16 protein-coding genes are annotated in these 18,250 nt (G+C 49.0%); 7 read left to right on the top strand and 9 right to left on the bottom strand.

The annotated features are described in order from the left end of the window. The first annotated feature begins 68 nt into the window (after positions 1-68). From HMPREF9442_RS09400 to HMPREF9442_RS09420, 5 genes are all read left to right on the top strand, one after another. On the top strand, positions 69-1,580 hold the full coding sequence (locus HMPREF9442_RS09400; protein ID WP_008627922.1) for a butyryl-CoA:acetate CoA transferase: 1,512 nt from the start codon (positions 69-71) through the stop codon (positions 1,578-1,580). Positions 1,581-1,592: 12 nt separating this feature from the next. Continuing rightward, entirely contained in the window at positions 1,593-2,990 is a 1,398-nt protein-coding gene (locus HMPREF9442_RS09405) for a C1 family peptidase (protein ID WP_008627933.1), read from the top strand. A 33-nt stretch (positions 2,991-3,023) separates the two neighbouring features. Further along, positions 3,024-3,923, top strand: a complete 900-nt coding sequence (locus HMPREF9442_RS09410; RefSeq protein WP_008627942.1) for a diaminopimelate dehydrogenase — start codon at positions 3,024-3,026, stop codon at positions 3,921-3,923. Between the two features lie 167 nt (positions 3,924-4,090). Continuing rightward, the gene (locus HMPREF9442_RS09415; protein ID WP_008627944.1) at positions 4,091-5,224 is read left to right on the top strand and encodes an OmpA family protein; all 1,134 of its coding nucleotides are present in this window, start codon (positions 4,091-4,093) and stop codon (positions 5,222-5,224) included. Between the two features lie 162 nt (positions 5,225-5,386). Further along, positions 5,387-6,571 (top strand): OmpA family protein, encoded by a 1,185-nt coding sequence (locus tag HMPREF9442_RS09420; RefSeq protein ID WP_008627945.1) that lies wholly within the window; start codon positions 5,387-5,389, stop codon positions 6,569-6,571. Between the two features lie 289 nt (positions 6,572-6,860). Here HMPREF9442_RS09420 and HMPREF9442_RS09425 read toward each other — a convergent pair whose 3' ends face one another. The 6 genes from HMPREF9442_RS09425 to HMPREF9442_RS16535 all read right to left on the bottom strand — a co-directional run bounded on the left by HMPREF9442_RS09425 (position 6,861) and on the right by HMPREF9442_RS16535 (position 11,120). Then, positions 6,861-7,964 (bottom strand): AMP-binding protein, encoded by a 1,104-nt coding sequence (locus HMPREF9442_RS09425; RefSeq protein WP_008627947.1) that lies wholly within the window; start codon positions 7,962-7,964, stop codon positions 6,861-6,863. Next, entirely contained in the window at positions 7,945-8,979 is a 1,035-nt protein-coding gene (locus HMPREF9442_RS09430; protein WP_040602915.1) for an o-succinylbenzoate synthase, read from the bottom strand. The genes HMPREF9442_RS09425 and HMPREF9442_RS09430 overlap by 20 nt, the downstream gene beginning before the upstream one ends. 201 nt (positions 8,980-9,180) lie before the next feature. After that, entirely contained in the window at positions 9,181-9,645 is a 465-nt protein-coding gene (locus HMPREF9442_RS09435) for a hypothetical protein (protein ID WP_253271079.1), read from the bottom strand. Between the two features lie 27 nt (positions 9,646-9,672). Further along, positions 9,673-10,701 carry a hypothetical protein gene (locus tag HMPREF9442_RS09440; RefSeq protein ID WP_253271080.1) on the bottom strand — a complete coding sequence of 343 codons (1,029 nt, stop codon included), beginning with the start codon at positions 10,699-10,701 and terminating at the stop codon, positions 9,673-9,675. Positions 10,702-10,825: 124 nt separating this feature from the next. Continuing rightward, entirely contained in the window at positions 10,826-11,017 is a 192-nt protein-coding gene (locus tag HMPREF9442_RS16770) for an XRE family transcriptional regulator (RefSeq protein WP_253271086.1), read from the bottom strand. Beyond that, positions 10,977-11,120: a hypothetical protein gene (locus tag HMPREF9442_RS16535; RefSeq protein WP_216593092.1), complete on the bottom strand. Its 144-nt coding sequence runs from the start codon at positions 11,118-11,120 to the stop codon at positions 10,977-10,979. The genes HMPREF9442_RS16770 and HMPREF9442_RS16535 overlap by 41 nt, the downstream gene beginning before the upstream one ends. Before the next feature lie 569 nt (positions 11,121-11,689). Between HMPREF9442_RS16535 and HMPREF9442_RS09455 the strand changes: the two genes are divergently transcribed. Next, positions 11,690-12,049 carry a PadR family transcriptional regulator gene (locus HMPREF9442_RS09455; RefSeq protein WP_008627957.1) on the top strand — a complete coding sequence of 120 codons (360 nt, stop codon included), beginning with the start codon at positions 11,690-11,692 and terminating at the stop codon, positions 12,047-12,049. Between the two features lie 28 nt (positions 12,050-12,077). Then, a complete protein-coding gene (locus tag HMPREF9442_RS09460; protein WP_008627959.1) occupies positions 12,078-13,787 on the top strand; it encodes a PspC domain-containing protein in 1,710 nt (569 codons plus the stop codon). Between the two features lie 291 nt (positions 13,788-14,078). Here HMPREF9442_RS09460 and HMPREF9442_RS16455 read toward each other — a convergent pair whose 3' ends face one another. From HMPREF9442_RS16455 to menB, 3 genes are all read right to left on the bottom strand, one after another. Beyond that, a complete protein-coding gene (locus HMPREF9442_RS16455) occupies positions 14,079-14,234 on the bottom strand; it encodes a hypothetical protein (protein ID WP_008627960.1) in 156 nt (51 codons plus the stop codon). A gap of 8 nt (positions 14,235-14,242) precedes the next feature. Further along, entirely contained in the window at positions 14,243-17,062 is a 2,820-nt protein-coding gene (locus tag HMPREF9442_RS09465) for a hypothetical protein (RefSeq protein ID WP_008627962.1), read from the bottom strand. A 375-nt stretch (positions 17,063-17,437) separates the two neighbouring features. Continuing rightward, a complete protein-coding gene (gene menB / locus HMPREF9442_RS09470; protein ID WP_008627972.1) occupies positions 17,438-18,250 on the bottom strand; it encodes a 1,4-dihydroxy-2-naphthoyl-CoA synthase in 813 nt (270 codons plus the stop codon).

An 18,250-nucleotide genomic window follows, 5' to 3' on the forward strand; every position in this document is an offset into this window, starting at 1 on the left:
ACCTTTCAAAAAAAATAGCTAACTTTGCGCCATATTAAATAAGGTATAACTATTAAGCAATCAACTCTATGGGATTCAACAAAATCACAGCAGCCGAAGCTGCTGCCCTCATCCAAAACGGAGATACCATCGGACTGAGCGGCTTCACACCCGCCGGTGTGCCTAAAAGCGTACCGGCAGAGATAGCCCGAAAAGCAGAGAAAGAACATGCTGAAGGCAAAGAGTTTAAAATCAACATCCTTACCGGAGCATCTACTGGACAAAGTTGCGACGGCATGTTGGCCAATGCCCAGGCCATCAAATTCCGTGCCCCTTACACCACGAACAAAGACTTCCGCACGCATGTCAACAATAATGAGATTTCGTATTCCGACCTCAACCTTTCCAACATGGCCACTCAAATCCGCCAAGGTTATCTCGGACAAGTAGACTGGGCCATCATCGAAGCTTGCGAAATCGAACAAACAGGCAGTAAGGCTCGTATTTACCTGACGGCCGCAGGAGGCATCAGTCCCACCGTCTGCCGTCTGGCACGCAAAGGCATCATCATCGAAGTCAATGCCTTCCACAGCAAAAAGTGCATGGGTATCCACGATGTGTACGAGATAGAAGACCATCCCTACCGCACGCCCATCATGATCATGAAGGCGAGCGACCGCATCGGCAAACCCTACGTGGAAGTGGATGCTGACCGCATCAAAGGCATCATTGAATGCAACATCCCCGACGAAGCTCGCTCTTTCAAGGCCCCCGACCCCATCACGACACAAATCGGAAACAATGTGGCCGACTTCCTGTTAGCCAACCTGAAAAGCGGGAAAATACCACCTACTTTCCTTAATTTGCAAAGTGGGGTAGGCAGCGGGGCCAACGCCGTTTTGGGCGCATTAGGCCAATGCCCGGACGTCCCGAATTTCAGCATTTACACCGAAGTGCTTCAGGATGCCCCCGTACAACTGATGCGCGAAGGCCGCGTACTCTCGGCATCAGCCTGTTCGCTCACCGTGACGAACGAATGCCTGCAAGGCATTTACAACGACATGGACTTCTTCAAAGACAAGCTCGTGCTCCGTCCTTCCGAAATTTCAAACAGCCCCGAAGTCATCGCCCGCATCGGCGTATGCTCTCTGAATACGGCCATCGAGGTGGACATCTACGGACATGTAAACTCTACCAAAATCTGCGGCACGAAGATGATGAACGGTATCGGCGGTTCGGCAGACTTCACCAACAATGCTTATTTGAGTATTTTCACTTGCGGTTCCACCACCAAAGGCGGAGCCATCAGCAGCATCGTGCCTTTCTGTTCCCACATCGACCATACGAGCCATTTCGTAGATGCCGTCATCACGGAATACGGCGTGGCCGACCTGCGTGGAAAATGCGCCATGGAGAAAGCAGCAGAACTTGTCAAGGTAGCCCATCCCGACTATCGTCCGCTTTTGCTCGACTACATGAAGTACGCAGCCCAAAACGGAGGACACACCCACCACTGCCTGTCGGCAGCATTCGCCATGCACGACACTTACCTGCGCAAGGGAGACATGCGACTGACCGACTGGGCCGAATACGTAAAATAACACCAGGACTTTATGAAAAAAACATCATTATTATTATATCTGGCCTTTCCGTTCTGCGGCAGCATTTCTTTCGCCCAACAGGCACTCACCCCCGAAGTCCTGCAGACCTTGAAAGAGAGCTACTCGCACGACGATGCCCACAAAGCCATCCGGAATGCCGTAAATGCCAACTCCATCAAAAAGCTTACGGCCAACAGTGAACAGGCGGCTACGCCCGACACGTGGTTCAGCCACAAGGTGAAAAGCTCCGGCATCAGCGACCAGAAAAGCAGCGGACGTTGCTGGCTGTTTACGGGTACCAACGTGATTCGTGCACAAGTCATGGCCCGCACGGGTATGAAGAATTTCTTTTTTTCGCAGGCCTACAACTTCTTCTACGACCAACTGGAAAAGAGCAACCTTTTTCTTCAAGGCATTATCGACACGCGCAAAAAGCCCATCGACGACAAAATGGTGGAATGGTTGTTCCGTAACCCGCTGAGCGACGGAGGGCAATTCACAGGGGTTTCGGATCTGATTGAGAAATATGGGCTTGTACCCAAAGAGGTCATGGCCGAAACTTACAGCAGCGACAACACCAATGAATTTTCAGCCCTCTTGAAAAGAAAATTGCGCGAAGACGGCATGTTACTGCGCGAAGCATCCGAGAAGGGCGCCTCCGAAAAGGAATTGGAACAACAGAAGGTAGACATGATGAAAACGGTTTACCGTATGTTGGTCTATGCCTACGGAGAGCCTCCAACTTCTTTTACTTGGGCACCGAAAATCGACGGGAAATATACAGAAAAGCCCAAGACTTACACGCCCCAAAGTTTCTACAAGGAAGTATGCGGCGGAGAAGACTTGAACGCCAATTACGTCATGCTGATGAACGACCCTTCACGTCCGTTCAACCAAGTATATGAAATCGATTATGACCGTCACACTTACGACGGACACAACTGGCTGTACATCAACCTGCCTATCGAAGACATCAAAGAAATGGCTATTGCCAGCCTGAAAGACAGCACCATGATGTACTTCAGTTGCGACGTGGGCAAGTTTCTGGATTCAAAGAAAGGTACGCTCGACTTGAACAACTACGACTACGGCAGTCTCTTCGGCACGACGTTCGGCATGAACAAGAAACAACGCATCCAGAGCTTCGACAGCGGCAGCACCCACGCCATGACGCTGATGGCCGTCGACCTCGACGATAGCGGCAAGCCCAAGAAATGGATGGTGGAAAACAGTTGGGGCAAAGATGCCGGCTATCAGGGCCATCTCATCATGACGGACGAGTGGTTCGACGAATACATGTTCCGCGTGGTCGTCAACAAGAAGTACTGCCCGCAAAACGTTCTGGACATGCTGAAACAAAAGCCCGTCCGTTTGCCGGCATGGGATCCCATGTTCCAAAATGAACAATAACATACACACGAACTCAATAACAAGACAACGGAAATGAAAAAAATCAGAGCAGCCGTAGTAGGTTACGGCAACATAGGACACTATGCCTTGCAGGCACTCGAAGCCGCGCCCGACTTCGAAGTGGCAGGTGTCGTACGCCGGAACGGGGCTGAAAACAAGCCCGAAGAACTGGCCAAGTATAACGTGGTGAAGAACATCCGCGAATTGCAAGACGTAGACGTAGCCATCCTGGCCACGCCAACCCGTAGCGTGGAGAAATACGCCAAAGAGATCCTCTCGCTCGGCATCAACACAGTGGACAGTTTCGACATCCACACCCAAATCACTTCCCTTCGCCGCTCGCTCGATGAAAGCGCAAAAGCGGGAAAAGCCGTATCCGTCATCTCCGCAGGGTGGGATCCGGGTAGCGACTCCGTCGTACGCGCCATGTTACAGGCCATTGCCCCCAAAGGCATCACCTACACGAATTTCGGACCGGGCATGAGCATGGGACATACCGTAGCCGTGAAAGCCGTGGAAGGAGTGAAAGCTGCCCTCTCCATGACCATCCCCACCGGCACGGGCATTCACCGCCGCATGGTATACATAGAGGTAAAGGAAGGATACGAGTTCCAGAAAGTAGCCGCTGCCATTAAAGCTGACCCCTACTTCGTCAACGATGAAACCCACGTCATAGAAGTACCTTGTGTAGACGAGTTGTTGGACATGGGACACGGTGTCAACCTGACACGCAAAGGCGTATCTGGAAAGACCCAGAACCAGTTGTTCGAATTCAACATGCATATCAACAACCCGGCGCTGACGGGACAAGTATTGGTTTGCGTGGCTCGCGCCTCGATGAAACAACAACCTGGCTGCTACACGATGATAGAAATACCCGTCATCGACCTGCTGCCGGGCGAGCGTGAAGATTTGATAGCCCATTTGGTTTAACCGCTCCCTGCGTATCCGGTCGTTTAAGACTTAAAACAAAGTAAAAAGAGGCCGAAAAAGCCTCTTTTTACTTTTAATAACATAAAAACAGAATGAACTTCCACTTTTATATGTACCTTTGGGATAGGTTATAAATAACATATTTATTAATTTTCAATTAAACAATTATGAAAAAGTCTCTACTGTTATTAGCGGGTGTATTAGGTATAAGTAGCCTGAACGCCCAAACGACTGAGGAACAAACTACAAAGTTCCGTGACAATTGGTCAATTGGTTTGAATGGTGGTATTGTGACTCCGCTCAGCCATAGTGCATTCTTCAAGAATGCCCGTGCCACCGTGGGTATTGATCTCAACAAGCAACTCTCTCCGATTTATGGCTTGACATTTGAAAACATGTGGAGCATCAACACGTTCGAGAGCAGTGCAGCTTTTGATGCAAGCAATCTGATGTTGTTGCACCGCATCAATTTAAATAATGTGTTCTGCCGTTACAAAGGCAAACCTAGCCTGTTTGAAGTTGAAGCATTGGCCGGTTTCGGTTGGTTGCACGTAAACGACGCATATTACGGAGAAGACGGGGACAAGGACGGCAACTGGCTTTCTTCAAAAGTAGGCTTGAACCTCAACTTCAATTTAGGTGAAAAGAAAGCATGGACCATAGCAGTAAAACCGGCTATATTGTGGAATGTAACCCAGTTTGGAAAAGACAACATCAACTTCCATTCCGACCAAGCTGCTTGGGAAATCACAGCAGGCGTAGTGTACCACTTCAAGAACAGCAACGGCAAGCACTACTATTCCAATGGTTGCAGCCATGCAGACCAGATTGCAGCCCTGAACGCCACCATCAGTTCGATGGAAGCTGAAGCTGCAGGCAAGGACCGTGCATTGCAGAACGCACAAAAAACCATCAACGACTTACAGAAGGATTTGAATGACTGCAAGAACAAGAAGGTGCCAACCACGGCTACGCAGACTGTAGAAAAGAACGAATACGTAGTCATCTTCCGTCAGAGCAGCAGCAAAGTAGACGCGCTCCAGATGCCGAATATCGACCGTTTGGCAAGCTATTTGAAGAAGAACAGCAACGCCAAAGTCACCATCTCAGGATACGCTTCACCGGAAGGCAACGCCAAGTTCAACCAGAAGCTGTCTGAAAAACGTGCGGAAGCCGTGAAGAACATTTTGGTGAAAGAATACGGCATCAGCGCCAACAGAATCGAAACCCAAGGTAAGGGAGTGGGCAGCATATTCGGTAAACCGGCTTATAACCGTGCAAGCATCTGCGTGACCGAATAATCATACAACAATCTTTAATTAAATCACAAAAAGAGGGCGACCTTTGGGCCGCCCTCTCTTTATTTACTAAAAAAGGTTACTTCCTAAAAAATATTACCATTATTATTTTGAAACTGATATAAATTACCTTATATTTGTGATGTATTACTAAACAAATAAATTATGAAAAAGTCTTTAATTGTAGTTATATTAAGCGCTTTCAGTATAAGCGGCTTAAATGCCCAAGATTATAATTTGGGTGGAAACAAATTTGGTGACAACTGGTCAATAGGCCTGAACGGTGGTATAGCCACTCCCCTCACCCATAGTACATTTTTTAAAAACTCTCGTGCAGTCATCGGTCTTGACATTAATAAACAGTTAAGCCCCATTTACGGTTTGACATTGGAAAGCAACTGGAGCATTAATACCCAAAGCCGAATGGCCGCCCAAAAGAGCGGTACGGCATTCGACGCCTTCAACCTGATGTTGTTGAATCGGCTCAACCTAAACAACATGTTTGCAGGATACAACGGTCAGCCACGCCTGTTCGAAGTAGAAGCCGTAGGCGGATTTGGTTGGTTACGCCTGAACGATTTCTATGAGACAGGCGAAGGTGCCAACCACTTGGCATCAAAAGCCGGAGTAAACTTCAATTTCAATTTGGGAGAAAAGAAAGCATGGACCGTAGCCATCAAACCGGCTATCCTATGGGATATGAGCATGTGGGATGCCGACAGGGCTCACTCCCACCCCAATTTCAATGCCAATTATGCCAACTGGGAAATTACAGCCGGAGTGGTTTATCACTTCAAGAACAGCAACGGCAAGCATCACATGACAAAGGTAAGAGCCTACGACGCATCGGAAGTCAGCGCACTGAACGCTACCATCAACAACTTGCGTCAGGACGTAAGCTCCAAGGATGAAAGCATGAGAAATACGGCTAACCGACTCCGCAACGAGGAACAGAAATCTGCCGATTTGGAACGTGCACTGCAAGAATGCCGCAACCAAGGCCCGAAAGTGATTACGAACAACAAGAAAACATTGGAGTCTGTCGTAACATTCCGTCAAGGCAAGATCGTCATCGACGCGTCACAGCAACCCAACGTAGAACGTATCGCCACTTATCTGAAGAACCATAAAGAAGCTAAGGTGAACATCTTAGGATATGCTTCTCCTGAAGGAAGTGCCGAAGTGAACGAACGTATCGCCAACCAACGTGCGGAAGCCGTGAAGAATATGTTGGTGAACAAATACAGAATCGACGTTCGCCGTATTACAGCTAAGGGACAAGGCGTAGGCTACATGTTCGAGGAACCGGATTGGAACCGCGTCAGCATCTGTACGATTGTTGAAGATTAATCATCATTAGACTGATATAAAAAAGGCCGCTTTTCGCAAGCGGTCTTTTTTTATACCCTTTATCGTTTGGGAATCCTAAAACACTGTGATTCTGCAATCTACATATTACTCCATCAGGCTCCTCGTTTTAACATTTTTTTCTCAGCCAAACGATTTTTCAATCTCATGAGATTGATTTTTCATTCTGCGCCAAACGATTTCCCGTTTGCCTCATATCGGCAGAACACCTTCGGCAAAGGCATTTGTTCTCCTGCAAAAACCGCCCCTTTTGTCAAGATTATAAAAAGCATCAACGGACAGCCCCTGCTCCAAGAGCCAACTCCCGGCAAGCCTTACGATTCACCTTACCATTTCCCGCCACCGGTACGGTCTCCACGCGCAAAATATGCCGGGGAACATGGTAACGAGGCAGAAAAGCCTTCATCGCACTAAACAAATCGGCATCATCCATCGGGAAATCACGTACCAACAACAACACCAAAGCCTCGCCCAACTGCCGGTCCGGCACGGAAGTCAAAGCAAAAGGCACGCTGATAAGCTCCTTCAGCCGATGCTCTTCCTCCTCTATCTGGATTTTTACGCCCCCGCTGTTTACCACATTATCCGCACGCCCCACAATCATGAACGTGCCGTCGTCATACAAACGCGCCACGTCGTTCGTCTCCAAATCGGAAACACACAATTCCGGTGCATGAATCACCAACGTCCCCCGGGCGGACAGCGACAAACTTACCCCCTCGAAAGGACGATAACCTGCCGAAGCCTCCGGCCCGTTAAGCGGACGCAAAGCGACATGCGACAATGTCTCCGTCATGCCGTAAGTGGAATACACCCGGCAGGGCAAGTACTCCAAACGCCGTTCCAAAGCCTCGTCCACCGCTCCGCCCCCCACGATGACACAACGAACACGTGCCAGACGCTCCCGCTCGTCCGCCTGCCCCAACGTGTTGTAAAGTTGCATCGGCACGACAGACAGGAAATCCACCCGCTCCTCCATGTCGGCCAACGGATGCCCCGACGGACGACGAACCCATAGATGCAGCCCGGCCACCAAGGCACGCACGACCATCATCTTAGCCCCGATATACTTCAAGTCCATGCACAGCAAAGCCGTGTCGCCCGGGCGCAAGCCGAGGAACTCACACGTCCGAACGGCACTACGCATCATCCGCTCTTTTTCCACTCTCATCCGCTTGGGGACACCGGTGGAACCGGAAGTCTGCACTTCCACCGTAGACGCAGGCGAGAACCATTCCGCCAGAAAGGCATAAACGGCCCGCAAAGCCTCATCTTCCTCTTCAACGGACAACGCGGCCAGTTCGTGCAAGTCTGCCGCCGAGAAACGCCGCCCCTCCACGCCGACATGCTGCCGTTCAATCTCCGTCTGCCACATACCACAAACAATCTTTCCGGATTTCCAACGGCATCGGTACGTTGTCAGTGAACAACATTCCCGTGCCCAATCCCTGCGGCATCCGGGTGTGCCATGTGGCACACCATTGCGCAATGGCATTCAAGCCTACGTTCGACTCCAGTGCCGAGGTAATCCACCATCCGACGTTCCTCTTTTCCGCCTCTTCTATCCACTCCCGGCAACCGGAGAACCCGCCATGCAACGAGGGTTTCAGCACGATATACTGCGGATGGAGCGCGTCCAACAGCCTCCGCTTCGCTTCAAGGCTGCAATGTCCTATCAGCTCCTCGTCGAAAGCGACGGGCAAGGGCGAAACCGACACCAGTCCGGCCATTTCGTCCCATTGCCCGGCCCGTATGGGCTGCTCGATGGAATGCAAATCAAGTTCGGCCAACCGTTTCAGCTTGTCCAAGGCTTCAGCAGGAGCAAAAGCCCCGTTGGCATCCACCCGGAGTTCCACCTCACGAGCCGGGAAATGCCGCCGGATGAAACGCAACAAGTCCAATTCCTCCTCGAAACCGATGGCACCGATTTTCAACTTGACACAACGGAAACCGGCTTCCAACTTCTCCCTGATTTGCCTGTACATGGCGTCATGGTCGCCCATCCATATCAACCCGTTGATGCAGATGCCCTCTTCACCGCGCGAAAAGGATGTATCCCACAAGGCATACGTCCCTTGTCCGAAATGGCGCAAAGCCGTCTCCACCCCGAACAGCATGGAGGGGTATTCCCTCCACCGCTCCATATCGACCTGCCCCGTACGGGCCACCTCCGCACATATCCCGCGCAACACGCTTTCGTAATCCGGCAAGTCATCCACACTCAACTGTGGCAAGGGAGCGCATTCGCCCCATCCCTCACGTCCCGGACAGGCAGCGGATGACACCCTGACGTACCACGACCGCCGCTCCGTGTACACTCCCCTTGACGTACCCGCCGGCTTTTTAAAATGAAAAAGCCGAGGGAAAACATCTATCTTATAATCTATCATTCCCATTCTATCCTCAATGTCACTGCATGCACCGTACATTCCCACATACGGAAACCCACCTGCAGCATATCACTTTAGGGTGCAAACTTAGAAAAAATCTTCGGATAATCATGCTTCCACCTTAAAAAACACAATCTTCCGCGACCGACGGGAATAAAAGTAACAGACTTTACACACTCTCCCAGGCACGAAAGGAATGACTCACTCCAATTTCTGGAAAGTAAACAGCAAACCATCCACCCGTAATTCACCATTAACTAATGTACCAATGGTACCATCCGTGATATACACCTTATTGCCATCAAGCACATAAGTGTAAGTCCTCACATTTTCCGCCACGAAAGACACCGTCTTTCCTGAAACAGTTTCCGTATGAAACGCAGCGGACTTATGGCCTATGTAGCAATTCGTCGTAAAACTTTCTACGGTATTAGCATTCAGGAAACGGTATGAAACGGCTCCTCCTGTAAAACCGTCTTCATCGGCATTGTCTTCTTCCACCGCTTCTCTCGCCATATCACGGAGGTCTGTCAACGGCAACCAATACCCCATGATGCCTCCGCCACCTGCCTCGTCATCGTCCTTATCGCAAGAAGAAAAAAACACCAACCCCAACAACAGGCACAGCATGAATCCCGGCAACTGCCATAATTTGAAACTTTTCATATCCATCGCATTTTATCTTTTAATTAATCATTTATCGGCCACCGGGCGTATGGCTCCCCCTAGACAACAGTCCATCCCGTCTGTCGGTCCAGGATCACCACCTTGGAATCCCAATCCATAAACCAGTAGACTACCATAAGAATACTGCTCAAACGTCCCTGTCCAATAAACGCTAAGCCCATTGGTAAGGACTTCTGACCCTATCCGTCGTCCACACGAGGGGAAAAAGAGCTTGTTCCCGTTGGGAGCAATGAACAGCAGCCCTTCCACATTATTATACAGAACCGTTTTCACGAGACAATCTTCCACCAAGTCATCCATTTCTTTCCGCGTGGGCATGCGCAAGCGGCCTTGCGATTTCACGTAAGCAATGTCCAACTCCGTACCGCTTATCTCCTTCGGAGGATTCACCCCGGCATAATACTCATAACATCCGGGAGCAGGCACATAAAAGTCATAAGTATCAATAATCCCTTGGTACTTGACAGTTCCCGTAGGATCGCCCCATCCGCACAAAACGCCGGTCTGCTCCGGTGAAGACGCATCCCAATTACACGAGGCCCATTTCACCCGACCTCCCATGTCTACCAGTTCGCCAACCGTAGGCACATCGATACCATCGTCAGCAGGCTTCATCGTGAATGTTTTCGTATTGCCATATTCATAAGCCCCGTCTTTCTCAAAATATGCCCTGTAATAATAGGTCGTATTCGGTGTCAAACCTTCCAGAGTCGTTTTGAAATCTCCTGTCTCCGACATACCAACCTGTACTTTCACCACTCCTTCATTGCCGGCTTCCGGTGATTTCGATGTCCCGTAAACAAAACCAAAAGCATACACCTCAGGCACTTTCCCGGTTATGGAGCACGTCCCGGAAACCTCCACAGTGGTGGAAGACAATCCCGAATACGGTTGCGTCAGGATGGTCACGGAATACGCATCCTTGTCACCGTTGCCGCCGCCCGTCCCACCGTTATCATCGTCGCTACACGATACAAAAAACATCATGCCCAAAATCCACATCCAAACCGGACATTTAAAACATAACTTTTTCATTTTTTTTAATTTAATGTTGTTCTCGAATTCAGTTTACCATGCAAAGATAGGCAAATCGAGAAGATGAAACGGAAATGGATAGTTCCAAGAAGTTGACAGAAATATTGCCATTTGATTAACATCCCTATTCCGTTCCGGAACTAAAAGGAAGGGAAAAATTTACGTCACACTTCATTTCCTGTGAAAGGTCTCCGAAAAAGTCATGATGAAGAATACAAGAAATACGCCACAACAAAGAGATATCAATATTTTCTTTGCCGAATATTTTATATACGTTAGGCCGTGTGCAACACAACTGTCTTGCAAACCATGTCACCGTACGCCCTTGCTCGTGAAGCGTGCAAGCTATAAGCTGTCCGATATGCAGCATACCCCTCTTTATTCATCCGGACTCCCAACGGACATGTTAAATCCAACATAAGAACTGCCTGTATATAGAAAAGGCGTAGGAATCTTACCTTTGCCCGTTCCGAGTTCCAAGGCCTTCGCATGCCCACCTGTCAAGAACGAGCAACGCAGAAAGCCCACGCCGATATGTATACGGCATGTCCTTTCCCAAAAAGGGAAGGACAGTACGTAAATATACATACCACGAGGACGTTACCGGTTGCCATCTGTTCTTTCGACAGGTCAAAAGGTGCGAAGTTCTGAAACCCGAAAGCCAGACGCTTGTAAACGTCTTCTCCATATATAATGCACATATCCTTGCCCACCCTTGGGCTTTCTGCGGAAATGTACAAGGCAAATATAGGAAAAAATGATGAATACTGATGTTCTCCATTCATTTTTTCTTCTTTTTGCAGTATCCGAACTTATCTAAACCTATTGGTCAGTAAACGGTGATAAACGAGTGATAAAGAAATTCTCCTATTGAAAATCAGAAGAAACATACTACTATGTATTGCATAGTACCAATATAATACATATATTTGCACGGAACAAAGGGACGCACCGGCCGGACGTCTCCTTACTTAAACGTTAAAAGCCTATGAACGTAGACAATGCGAAATCACAAATGCGGAAAGGAATGTTGGAATATTGTGTCATGCTGTTGCTGCGCAAGGAACCGTCATACGCCTCCGACATCATCACACGGCTGAAGGAAGCCGATTTGATTGTCGTGGAAGGCACGCTCTATCCGCTGCTCACCCGCCTGAAAAAGGACGGGTTGCTGAGTTATGAATGGCGCGAGTCCACCCAAGGACCTCCACGCAAATATTATGCCCTGACCCTCAACGGCGAAACTTTCCTGGCCGGACTGGACTGTGCCTGGAATGAGCTTTCCGCCACCGTGGGGCATCTGAAATCAGAAAGCCCCATAAGGCTTCCCCTACAAGAAAAAGACTGAATCCTTAACTTTTAAATACATAATATTTATGAAAAAGAATATTACCATCAACCTCTTCGGATCGCTCTATGCCATCGACGAGGACGCTTACGAACTGTTGAACCAATACCAAAAGAACATGCAACGCTACTTTTCCCGCCAAGAAGGGGGCGAAGAAATTGCGGAGGACATCGAACGCCGCATTGCTGAATTGTTCGATGAACTGAAGGCGTCCGGGGTGGAAGCCATTACCATAGAACACATGCAGGAAATCATCAAACGCATCGGGAACCCGGAAGAAATGGATAATCCGGAATCAGAAAACCTTTCCGAAGGCACAGAAGAACCGCATGAAGGACGCAAACCGAAAGAAACCATCCACAAGAAACTTTTCCGTAACCCGGACGACAAAATGTTGGGCGGCGTCACCTCCGGTTTGGCTTGTTTCTTCGGCATCGACCCACTGTGGCTCCGCCTACTGATGATATTGTTTGCCTGGTTCTCCCTCGGCACCATGATTGTCATCTACCTCATCCTATGGATCATTACCCCGGAAGCCCAAACCCCGGAAGACCGCTTGCGCATGCAAGGACGCCCCGTGAACATGGAAAACCTGCGCGACGAAATCATGGAAGGCGCACGCAAAGCCGGACAATATGCCACAGCACCGGAAACGAAAAAAACAGCACGCGGATGCCTCACTGTCTTACTGGACATTATCACTGCAGTTTTTAAAGGTTGCCTCTTTGTCTTCATTGGCGGACTGATTCTCATATTGTCCATCGTCTTATTGTTCGCTTTGGTCATGCTCTGCCTTTTCCTGATTTCCGCATGTTGCGGAGGTATAAGCGAGGGCGTGTTCAGTTCGTCGGCAGACCAAGCCTTTTTCAACGGGCTTGTCAACGGTTCCATCGGCCAAGGCATTTATTGGATAGCCTCGATAAGCTTTATTGTCTTGTCGGTCCTCACTTTGTATATAGGCGGACATTCCATCTTACGCATGGCCGGACGCATAGCCCCAATGAACGCCATGAAACGGTTGGCACTCCTCGGGACATGGGTCGTATGCCTGGCTGTCTTCATTGCATCGGCCATTCAGGGCAATGCTTTTTATGAACGTTACAGACGGGAGTTCTACAAAGAAAAACAAGAACGTGAAGACACCGCCCACCGACAGAAACAGTTAAGCTACCTGAAAAACGAAGGTTGGACAGTCATCAGGCACGAAAACTGTGACGGTTACGTGAAAAGCGGAGAATATTATACCGGTGACCGTGAAATGCAATATATCGATGCCTGGAGCGGCAACCGGAACATGGAATATGAGTTGGAACAAACCGTACACATGGCACCCGGCATCTACCGGTTGGAGGCCGCCGCACGGACTGACGGGCACGGTTGCGAAATCTTCGCCATTTCCGGAGGAAAGGAACAAAAGACCCAAGTACCTATATATAGCAATGAAGGCGGCGGAATCTGGCAGGATGCCAAAAAGAAACAGAACGACGGTACCGTCTCATTGGGCTTATGGAGAAATATCACCGAAGCCAATGGAGGAAAGGGCTATGGATGGAGCACCGTAAGGATTGACAGCATCGTCACACACGACGGTACCATACGCTATGGCGTGACCAATATCCGCAGCAGGACATGGGACGGGACTTGGTTCTCAGCCACGGATTTCAAACTGGAAAAGACCGGTAATCTCCCCCAACGGAATCCTTCTTCCATCCCTCGGAAACCTGCCCGGCATCCTTAAAAAAGTAGCCTGATATGAGTTCAATCCTTCACAGGATACCTCATATCAGGCTACTCACACCAATATTAACCTAATTTCTAACTGCATCTCTCTTAATAGACCAAGGTACGCTCCATCATCTTAGAATGCCTTCACATCCGTGACTTCTGAAACGCATGGCAAAGATAAAACGAATCATCCATTCCATTGGTGACAGATAAGCACAAAAAATGGGACATTTTCATCCAAATGCACTTTATGCACCATTTCTACCCGTTTTTGACGCTTTTTGTCTAATTCCGGCTAAAGGATTCACCAAATATCATCCCAAACGTTCTTGTTCGACAACTGTTCGGCATCCGAATAATCATCATGGATATCCATTCCATTTCCTGACCCACAAAGCATGTCTTGTTGCAACAATACCACTGCGTCAACCTCAGGAGTTACATATACCTTCTTTTTCATTTCGTTTCCTATTTTAAGATTTTCCTTCCATTTATAATATAAATTCCTTTGGACAACCCCTCCAAAGCCTCAGAAGCCTTCACACCGGAACGCACGCGTATGCCGGAAATCCCGTAGACATCCACAGGGGCTTCCTCTGCCGTAAGCTCTGTATCGGTGATACCCGTTGCATCAAAGTCGAATGCAAGGAAGTTGGCCTCTTGCGCCACGGCCTCCGGCAAAGCCAAATATGCCTTGTTCGCTCCGTTTACGATAGAGCTGCCGTCTTGGGTGGCAAAGTAGAAGCCTAAACCGTTCGTCACATCATCAGCCAGTTTGTAGTACTTGTAGCCTTCGGCATCCACAGTGGTTTCCACCAACGTGCCTTCCAACAGGTTATCCTCCGGACGCGACATGTTTGCCACACTAAAGTTACCCGTATAACCACCGGCCTTACCCCTAAGAAGGATACCGGTCAAACCCGGGACAGTACTGCCCGAAGCATAACGCCAATCCACAGCCAAAGTGGTTCCTCCATCGGAAATCCCGGTCACGACACCGGCTTCCAGACCTTCAGGCACAGTAAAGGCATTAGCGGAATAATAAGTAGCCATACCTGCGTCAGAGATGCGAATAGCCTGCGAGGCGGATTCGGGGACACCGATGTAATACAAGCGGAAGTTGTCGGCCTCCCAATGCTGTCCATTACCATGTACGATATCTTCACCCTTCACTCCCAAATAAAGGACACCTCCACTTACGTCCATCCGTAGTTCCGTGGTTGAACCATCGTTCACCCCGGTAGCGGCATTATAAACCGCTTCATCGCCATTGAAATCAGAGAACTCCATGTTTACGTTATCCAACGAACCATATAAATTCACATTCGCGGCATCACGGGTACAATAAGTGGCAGCTTTCAACAGATAAGTACCGTCTGGCAAATTAGCTACACGGTTTCCTGTCCCTCCTATTTTAGTATAATAATGAGCCTTGCCTACATTGTTGTTTTCATTGCTTGACCAACTAGAAGACCATAATGCGGCATCTCCTTTCCCCCCTGTGGTGACATCAGGACTATTGTTTTCTCCAAGTGCGGCCACGACCCATCCGTCCGGAGCTTCCTTGTTCTCTCCTACTTGATAAATATTCGGGTTCTGGATAAAACAGGTCATGTCTATGGGAGCATCTGATGTAGCCTTCGACAAGAAATCCATAGTCATTGCATTGCGGCAAACCAAATTCAAAGCCGCCACATCGGTTGTTACTTTCTCGAAAGTCAATGCCACATCATCCAAATCACTCACGACTTGCCGGTAAGCATCCGTCTCGCCAAGTCCCGTTATCGCATCAGCCAGCTCTTTGGCCTTTTCCAACGGATATATCATACCCATCCAAAGCCTGGCATCCCGGACTTGGGCATTAAGAATTTCCACGTAAACAGGAGCCTGTGTACCCATAGCCGACATCTGCGTTTCCTGCAATATCCTTTCGGCTTCAGTTATGCCCTGCTCCAAAGCTTCTTTCCCCTTGGTGGACAAGGTATATGTACCGTCCTCAACCTTTGCATAAAGCGACTCGGCTGTTTTTATGGAAGCCACTAAACTGTCCACATTGACCTGCACGTCCTTAGCTTCGGCCATGACCTCAGACAGAGCTTTCTGTGCTACTTCTATACCATCGCCCGAAACATCTTTATTTTTGTCATACACCTCCTGCAACTCCGTGGCGATGGCGGTTGCCCCGGAAACTGTAAAATGCGCAATCAAGGTTTCCAACATCTTCAATGACTGTTGGAATGCCTCAGAAGCATCTGCCTCTCCCAAATACGTTAAACGAAAGTTATCAAAAGCCGCCCAATCTTTTGATATATGTACATCCTTCCTCACACCTATCCTCAATGTACCATCCATCACGACCGTACGTACTTCATTACCGCCATAACGCCCAACCAAGAAAGCATCGGCAGCCTGCTCCATGTTATTAGGAATGCCTTTCCCGTCATCCTTCAGCAACTGAAGCGGAGTCTCATCTGCATTCGCATATAAAATAGCATTCTGTGCCCCATTGGCATCCACGTTACCGCCTGGACGATAATACCCTTGGCAGGATACCAAATAACATCCGTTTTTCAATCCTGTCATAACTTGGTATACCTCAAAGTTTGCATTGTCGTACGCCTCAGTACAGGAATTTGTAGACTTTGCCGCCCTGTCTGGTCCGATAAGCGTCAGTGTACCACCGGTATGGCTTTCCTTCCATTCACTCGGCTGAGAACGGTCGAAATTAGCTCCTGTGACATAAAACGTGGCATCTACGCCCTGCTCTTCCGTCGCGTTATCCAAAGCCTTGATACGTTGGTCCTTGGATACCAAAATCCATTCGCAAACATCTACAGTTTCCACCCGTGCCAGAACCGTACCCGAACCATTGTAATGTAAATAACGACCATTCCCGAACAAGGAAAACTCATACACTTCGTCTTCTATATTCTGGTCAGTAAAAATATATCCGGTCTTGTCTTTGTCAATGTAGTCATCTTTCAAATAATTATTAGCCGTCGTCTTGATGGCATATTTACCATCGGGCATAACCTCTAACGTACACAACAGGCCGGGCTGCCCTAACGAGGCTTGCGTGCCCCAAGTATTTGCCCCAAGCAGGAATCCTCCACCTTCCTTATTATAAAGGTAAAACTCTCCACCTTCGGCAGGCAAAGGTTCCCCCACCCAAGAAGATTCTTCCTGTGCCCACACCCCGTTCGCGGCCATACAAGCCACAAACACAGCCATCAACGGCCTACGCTTCCCCATCAACGGGAACAAAGAATTTGGTATTTTCTTTTTCATGTTTAAAAATTTTAAGGTTCTATTGTTTTCCACCGTGCCGCCACCGAACCTATTGACGAGGACACGGAGCTTTCATACGGAATAAACATCATGCTAGCCAACTTGTTTCTATTCCTTTTTCAGGATACAAAATTATATTCTTCCCCCACATTGGAATAAGACATAAAATAACCAATGATAGGATAAATCTTACCAAAATACATTTTCCGACCCGTTTTCCGTCATATATCATGCCATATTCCTTTCTTCCTTTGAAAAGAAGGATACGAATCGGACATATAAAAAGTCCGGATTGAAAACCTACCGTTTCAATCCGGACCCAATCAAAATAAGATAGACGCTGCCACCTGTTACACCGCCTTGTTCCACATACTTTTAGAACCTCCACTTCGGTTTACGCTTCTCCAGGAAAGCACGGCCACCCTCCTGAGCCTCATCAGTCATATAGTAAAGCATCGTGGCGTCCCCGGCCAGTTCCTGAATACCGGCCTGGCCGTCCAGTTCGGCATTCAGCCCCACCTTTATCATACGCAGGGCCAACGGACTGAGTTGCATCATCTCTTCCGCCCATGCCACATATTCGTCTTCCAATTCAGCCAAAGGCACCACCTTGTTGACCAATCCCATATCGAGGGCCTCCTGGGCATTATACTTCCGGCACAGGAACCATATCTCACGGGCTTTCTTCTGACCTACGACACGGGCCAGATAAGAGGAACCGAAACCGGCATCGAAGCTGCCCACGCGAGGTCCGGTCTGCCCGAAAATGGCATTGTCCGAAGCTATCGTCAGGTCGCACACCACATGGAGCACGTGCCCTCCGCCGATGGCAAAACCGTTGACCGCCGCAATCACGGGCTTGGGCAACGAACGGATTTGTTTTTGCACCTCCAACACATTCAAACGGGGCACACCGTCGTCCCCGACATATCCCCCGTGCCCTTTCACGTGCATGTCGCCTCCGGAACAAAAAGCCTTGTCGCCCGCTCCTGTCAACACCACCACACGGACATCACGCCGCTCGCGGCAAATATAGAACGCGTCGCTCATCTCCGACACCGTGCGCGGCGTAAAAGCGTTGCGCACCTGCGGGCGGTTGATGGTGATACGGGCAATGCCGTTATAAAATTCAAAAAGAATATCCTCGTATTCCTTCAAAGTTTTCCATTCTCTGTTCATATCCTTCAT

Origin of the sequence: Paraprevotella xylaniphila YIT 11841 (assembly GCF_000205165.1) — a bacterium.
Lineage (GTDB): Bacteria > Bacteroidota > Bacteroidia > Bacteroidales > Bacteroidaceae > Paraprevotella > Paraprevotella xylaniphila.

Bases quoted from the DNA above. Each gene is read 5' to 3' on its own strand.
- HMPREF9442_RS09400 (WP_008627922.1), top strand. From the start codon at position 69: ATGGGATTCAACAAAATCACAGCAGCCGAAGCTGCTGCCCTCATCCAA.
- HMPREF9442_RS09430 (WP_040602915.1), bottom strand. From the start codon at position 8,979: ATGATAGATTATAAGATAGATGTTTTCCCTCGGCTTTTTCATTTTAAA.
- HMPREF9442_RS16535 (WP_216593092.1), bottom strand. From the start codon at position 11,120: ATGTTGGATTTAACATGTCCGTTGGGAGTCCGGATGAATAAAGAGGGG.
- HMPREF9442_RS09455 (WP_008627957.1), top strand. From the start codon at position 11,690: ATGAACGTAGACAATGCGAAATCACAAATGCGGAAAGGAATGTTGGAA.
- HMPREF9442_RS09440 (WP_253271080.1), bottom strand. From the start codon at position 10,701: ATGAAAAAGTTATGTTTTAAATGTCCGGTTTGGATGTGGATTTTGGGC.
- menB (WP_008627972.1), bottom strand. From the start codon at position 18,250: ATGAAGGATATGAACAGAGAATGGAAAACTTTGAAGGAATACGAGGAT.
- HMPREF9442_RS09420 (WP_008627945.1), top strand. From the start codon at position 5,387: ATGAAAAAGTCTTTAATTGTAGTTATATTAAGCGCTTTCAGTATAAGC.
- HMPREF9442_RS09425 (WP_008627947.1), bottom strand. From the start codon at position 7,964: ATGTGGCAGACGGAGATTGAACGGCAGCATGTCGGCGTGGAGGGGCGG.
- HMPREF9442_RS09465 (WP_008627962.1), bottom strand. From the start codon at position 17,062: ATGAAAAAGAAAATACCAAATTCTTTGTTCCCGTTGATGGGGAAGCGT.
- HMPREF9442_RS16455 (WP_008627960.1), bottom strand. From the start codon at position 14,234: ATGAAAAAGAAGGTATATGTAACTCCTGAGGTTGACGCAGTGGTATTG.
- HMPREF9442_RS09405 (WP_008627933.1), top strand. From the start codon at position 1,593: ATGAAAAAAACATCATTATTATTATATCTGGCCTTTCCGTTCTGCGGC.
- HMPREF9442_RS09415 (WP_008627944.1), top strand. From the start codon at position 4,091: ATGAAAAAGTCTCTACTGTTATTAGCGGGTGTATTAGGTATAAGTAGC.
- HMPREF9442_RS09435 (WP_253271079.1), bottom strand. From the start codon at position 9,645: ATGAAAAGTTTCAAATTATGGCAGTTGCCGGGATTCATGCTGTGCCTG.
- HMPREF9442_RS09410 (WP_008627942.1), top strand. From the start codon at position 3,024: ATGAAAAAAATCAGAGCAGCCGTAGTAGGTTACGGCAACATAGGACAC.
- HMPREF9442_RS09460 (WP_008627959.1), top strand. From the start codon at position 12,078: ATGAAAAAGAATATTACCATCAACCTCTTCGGATCGCTCTATGCCATC.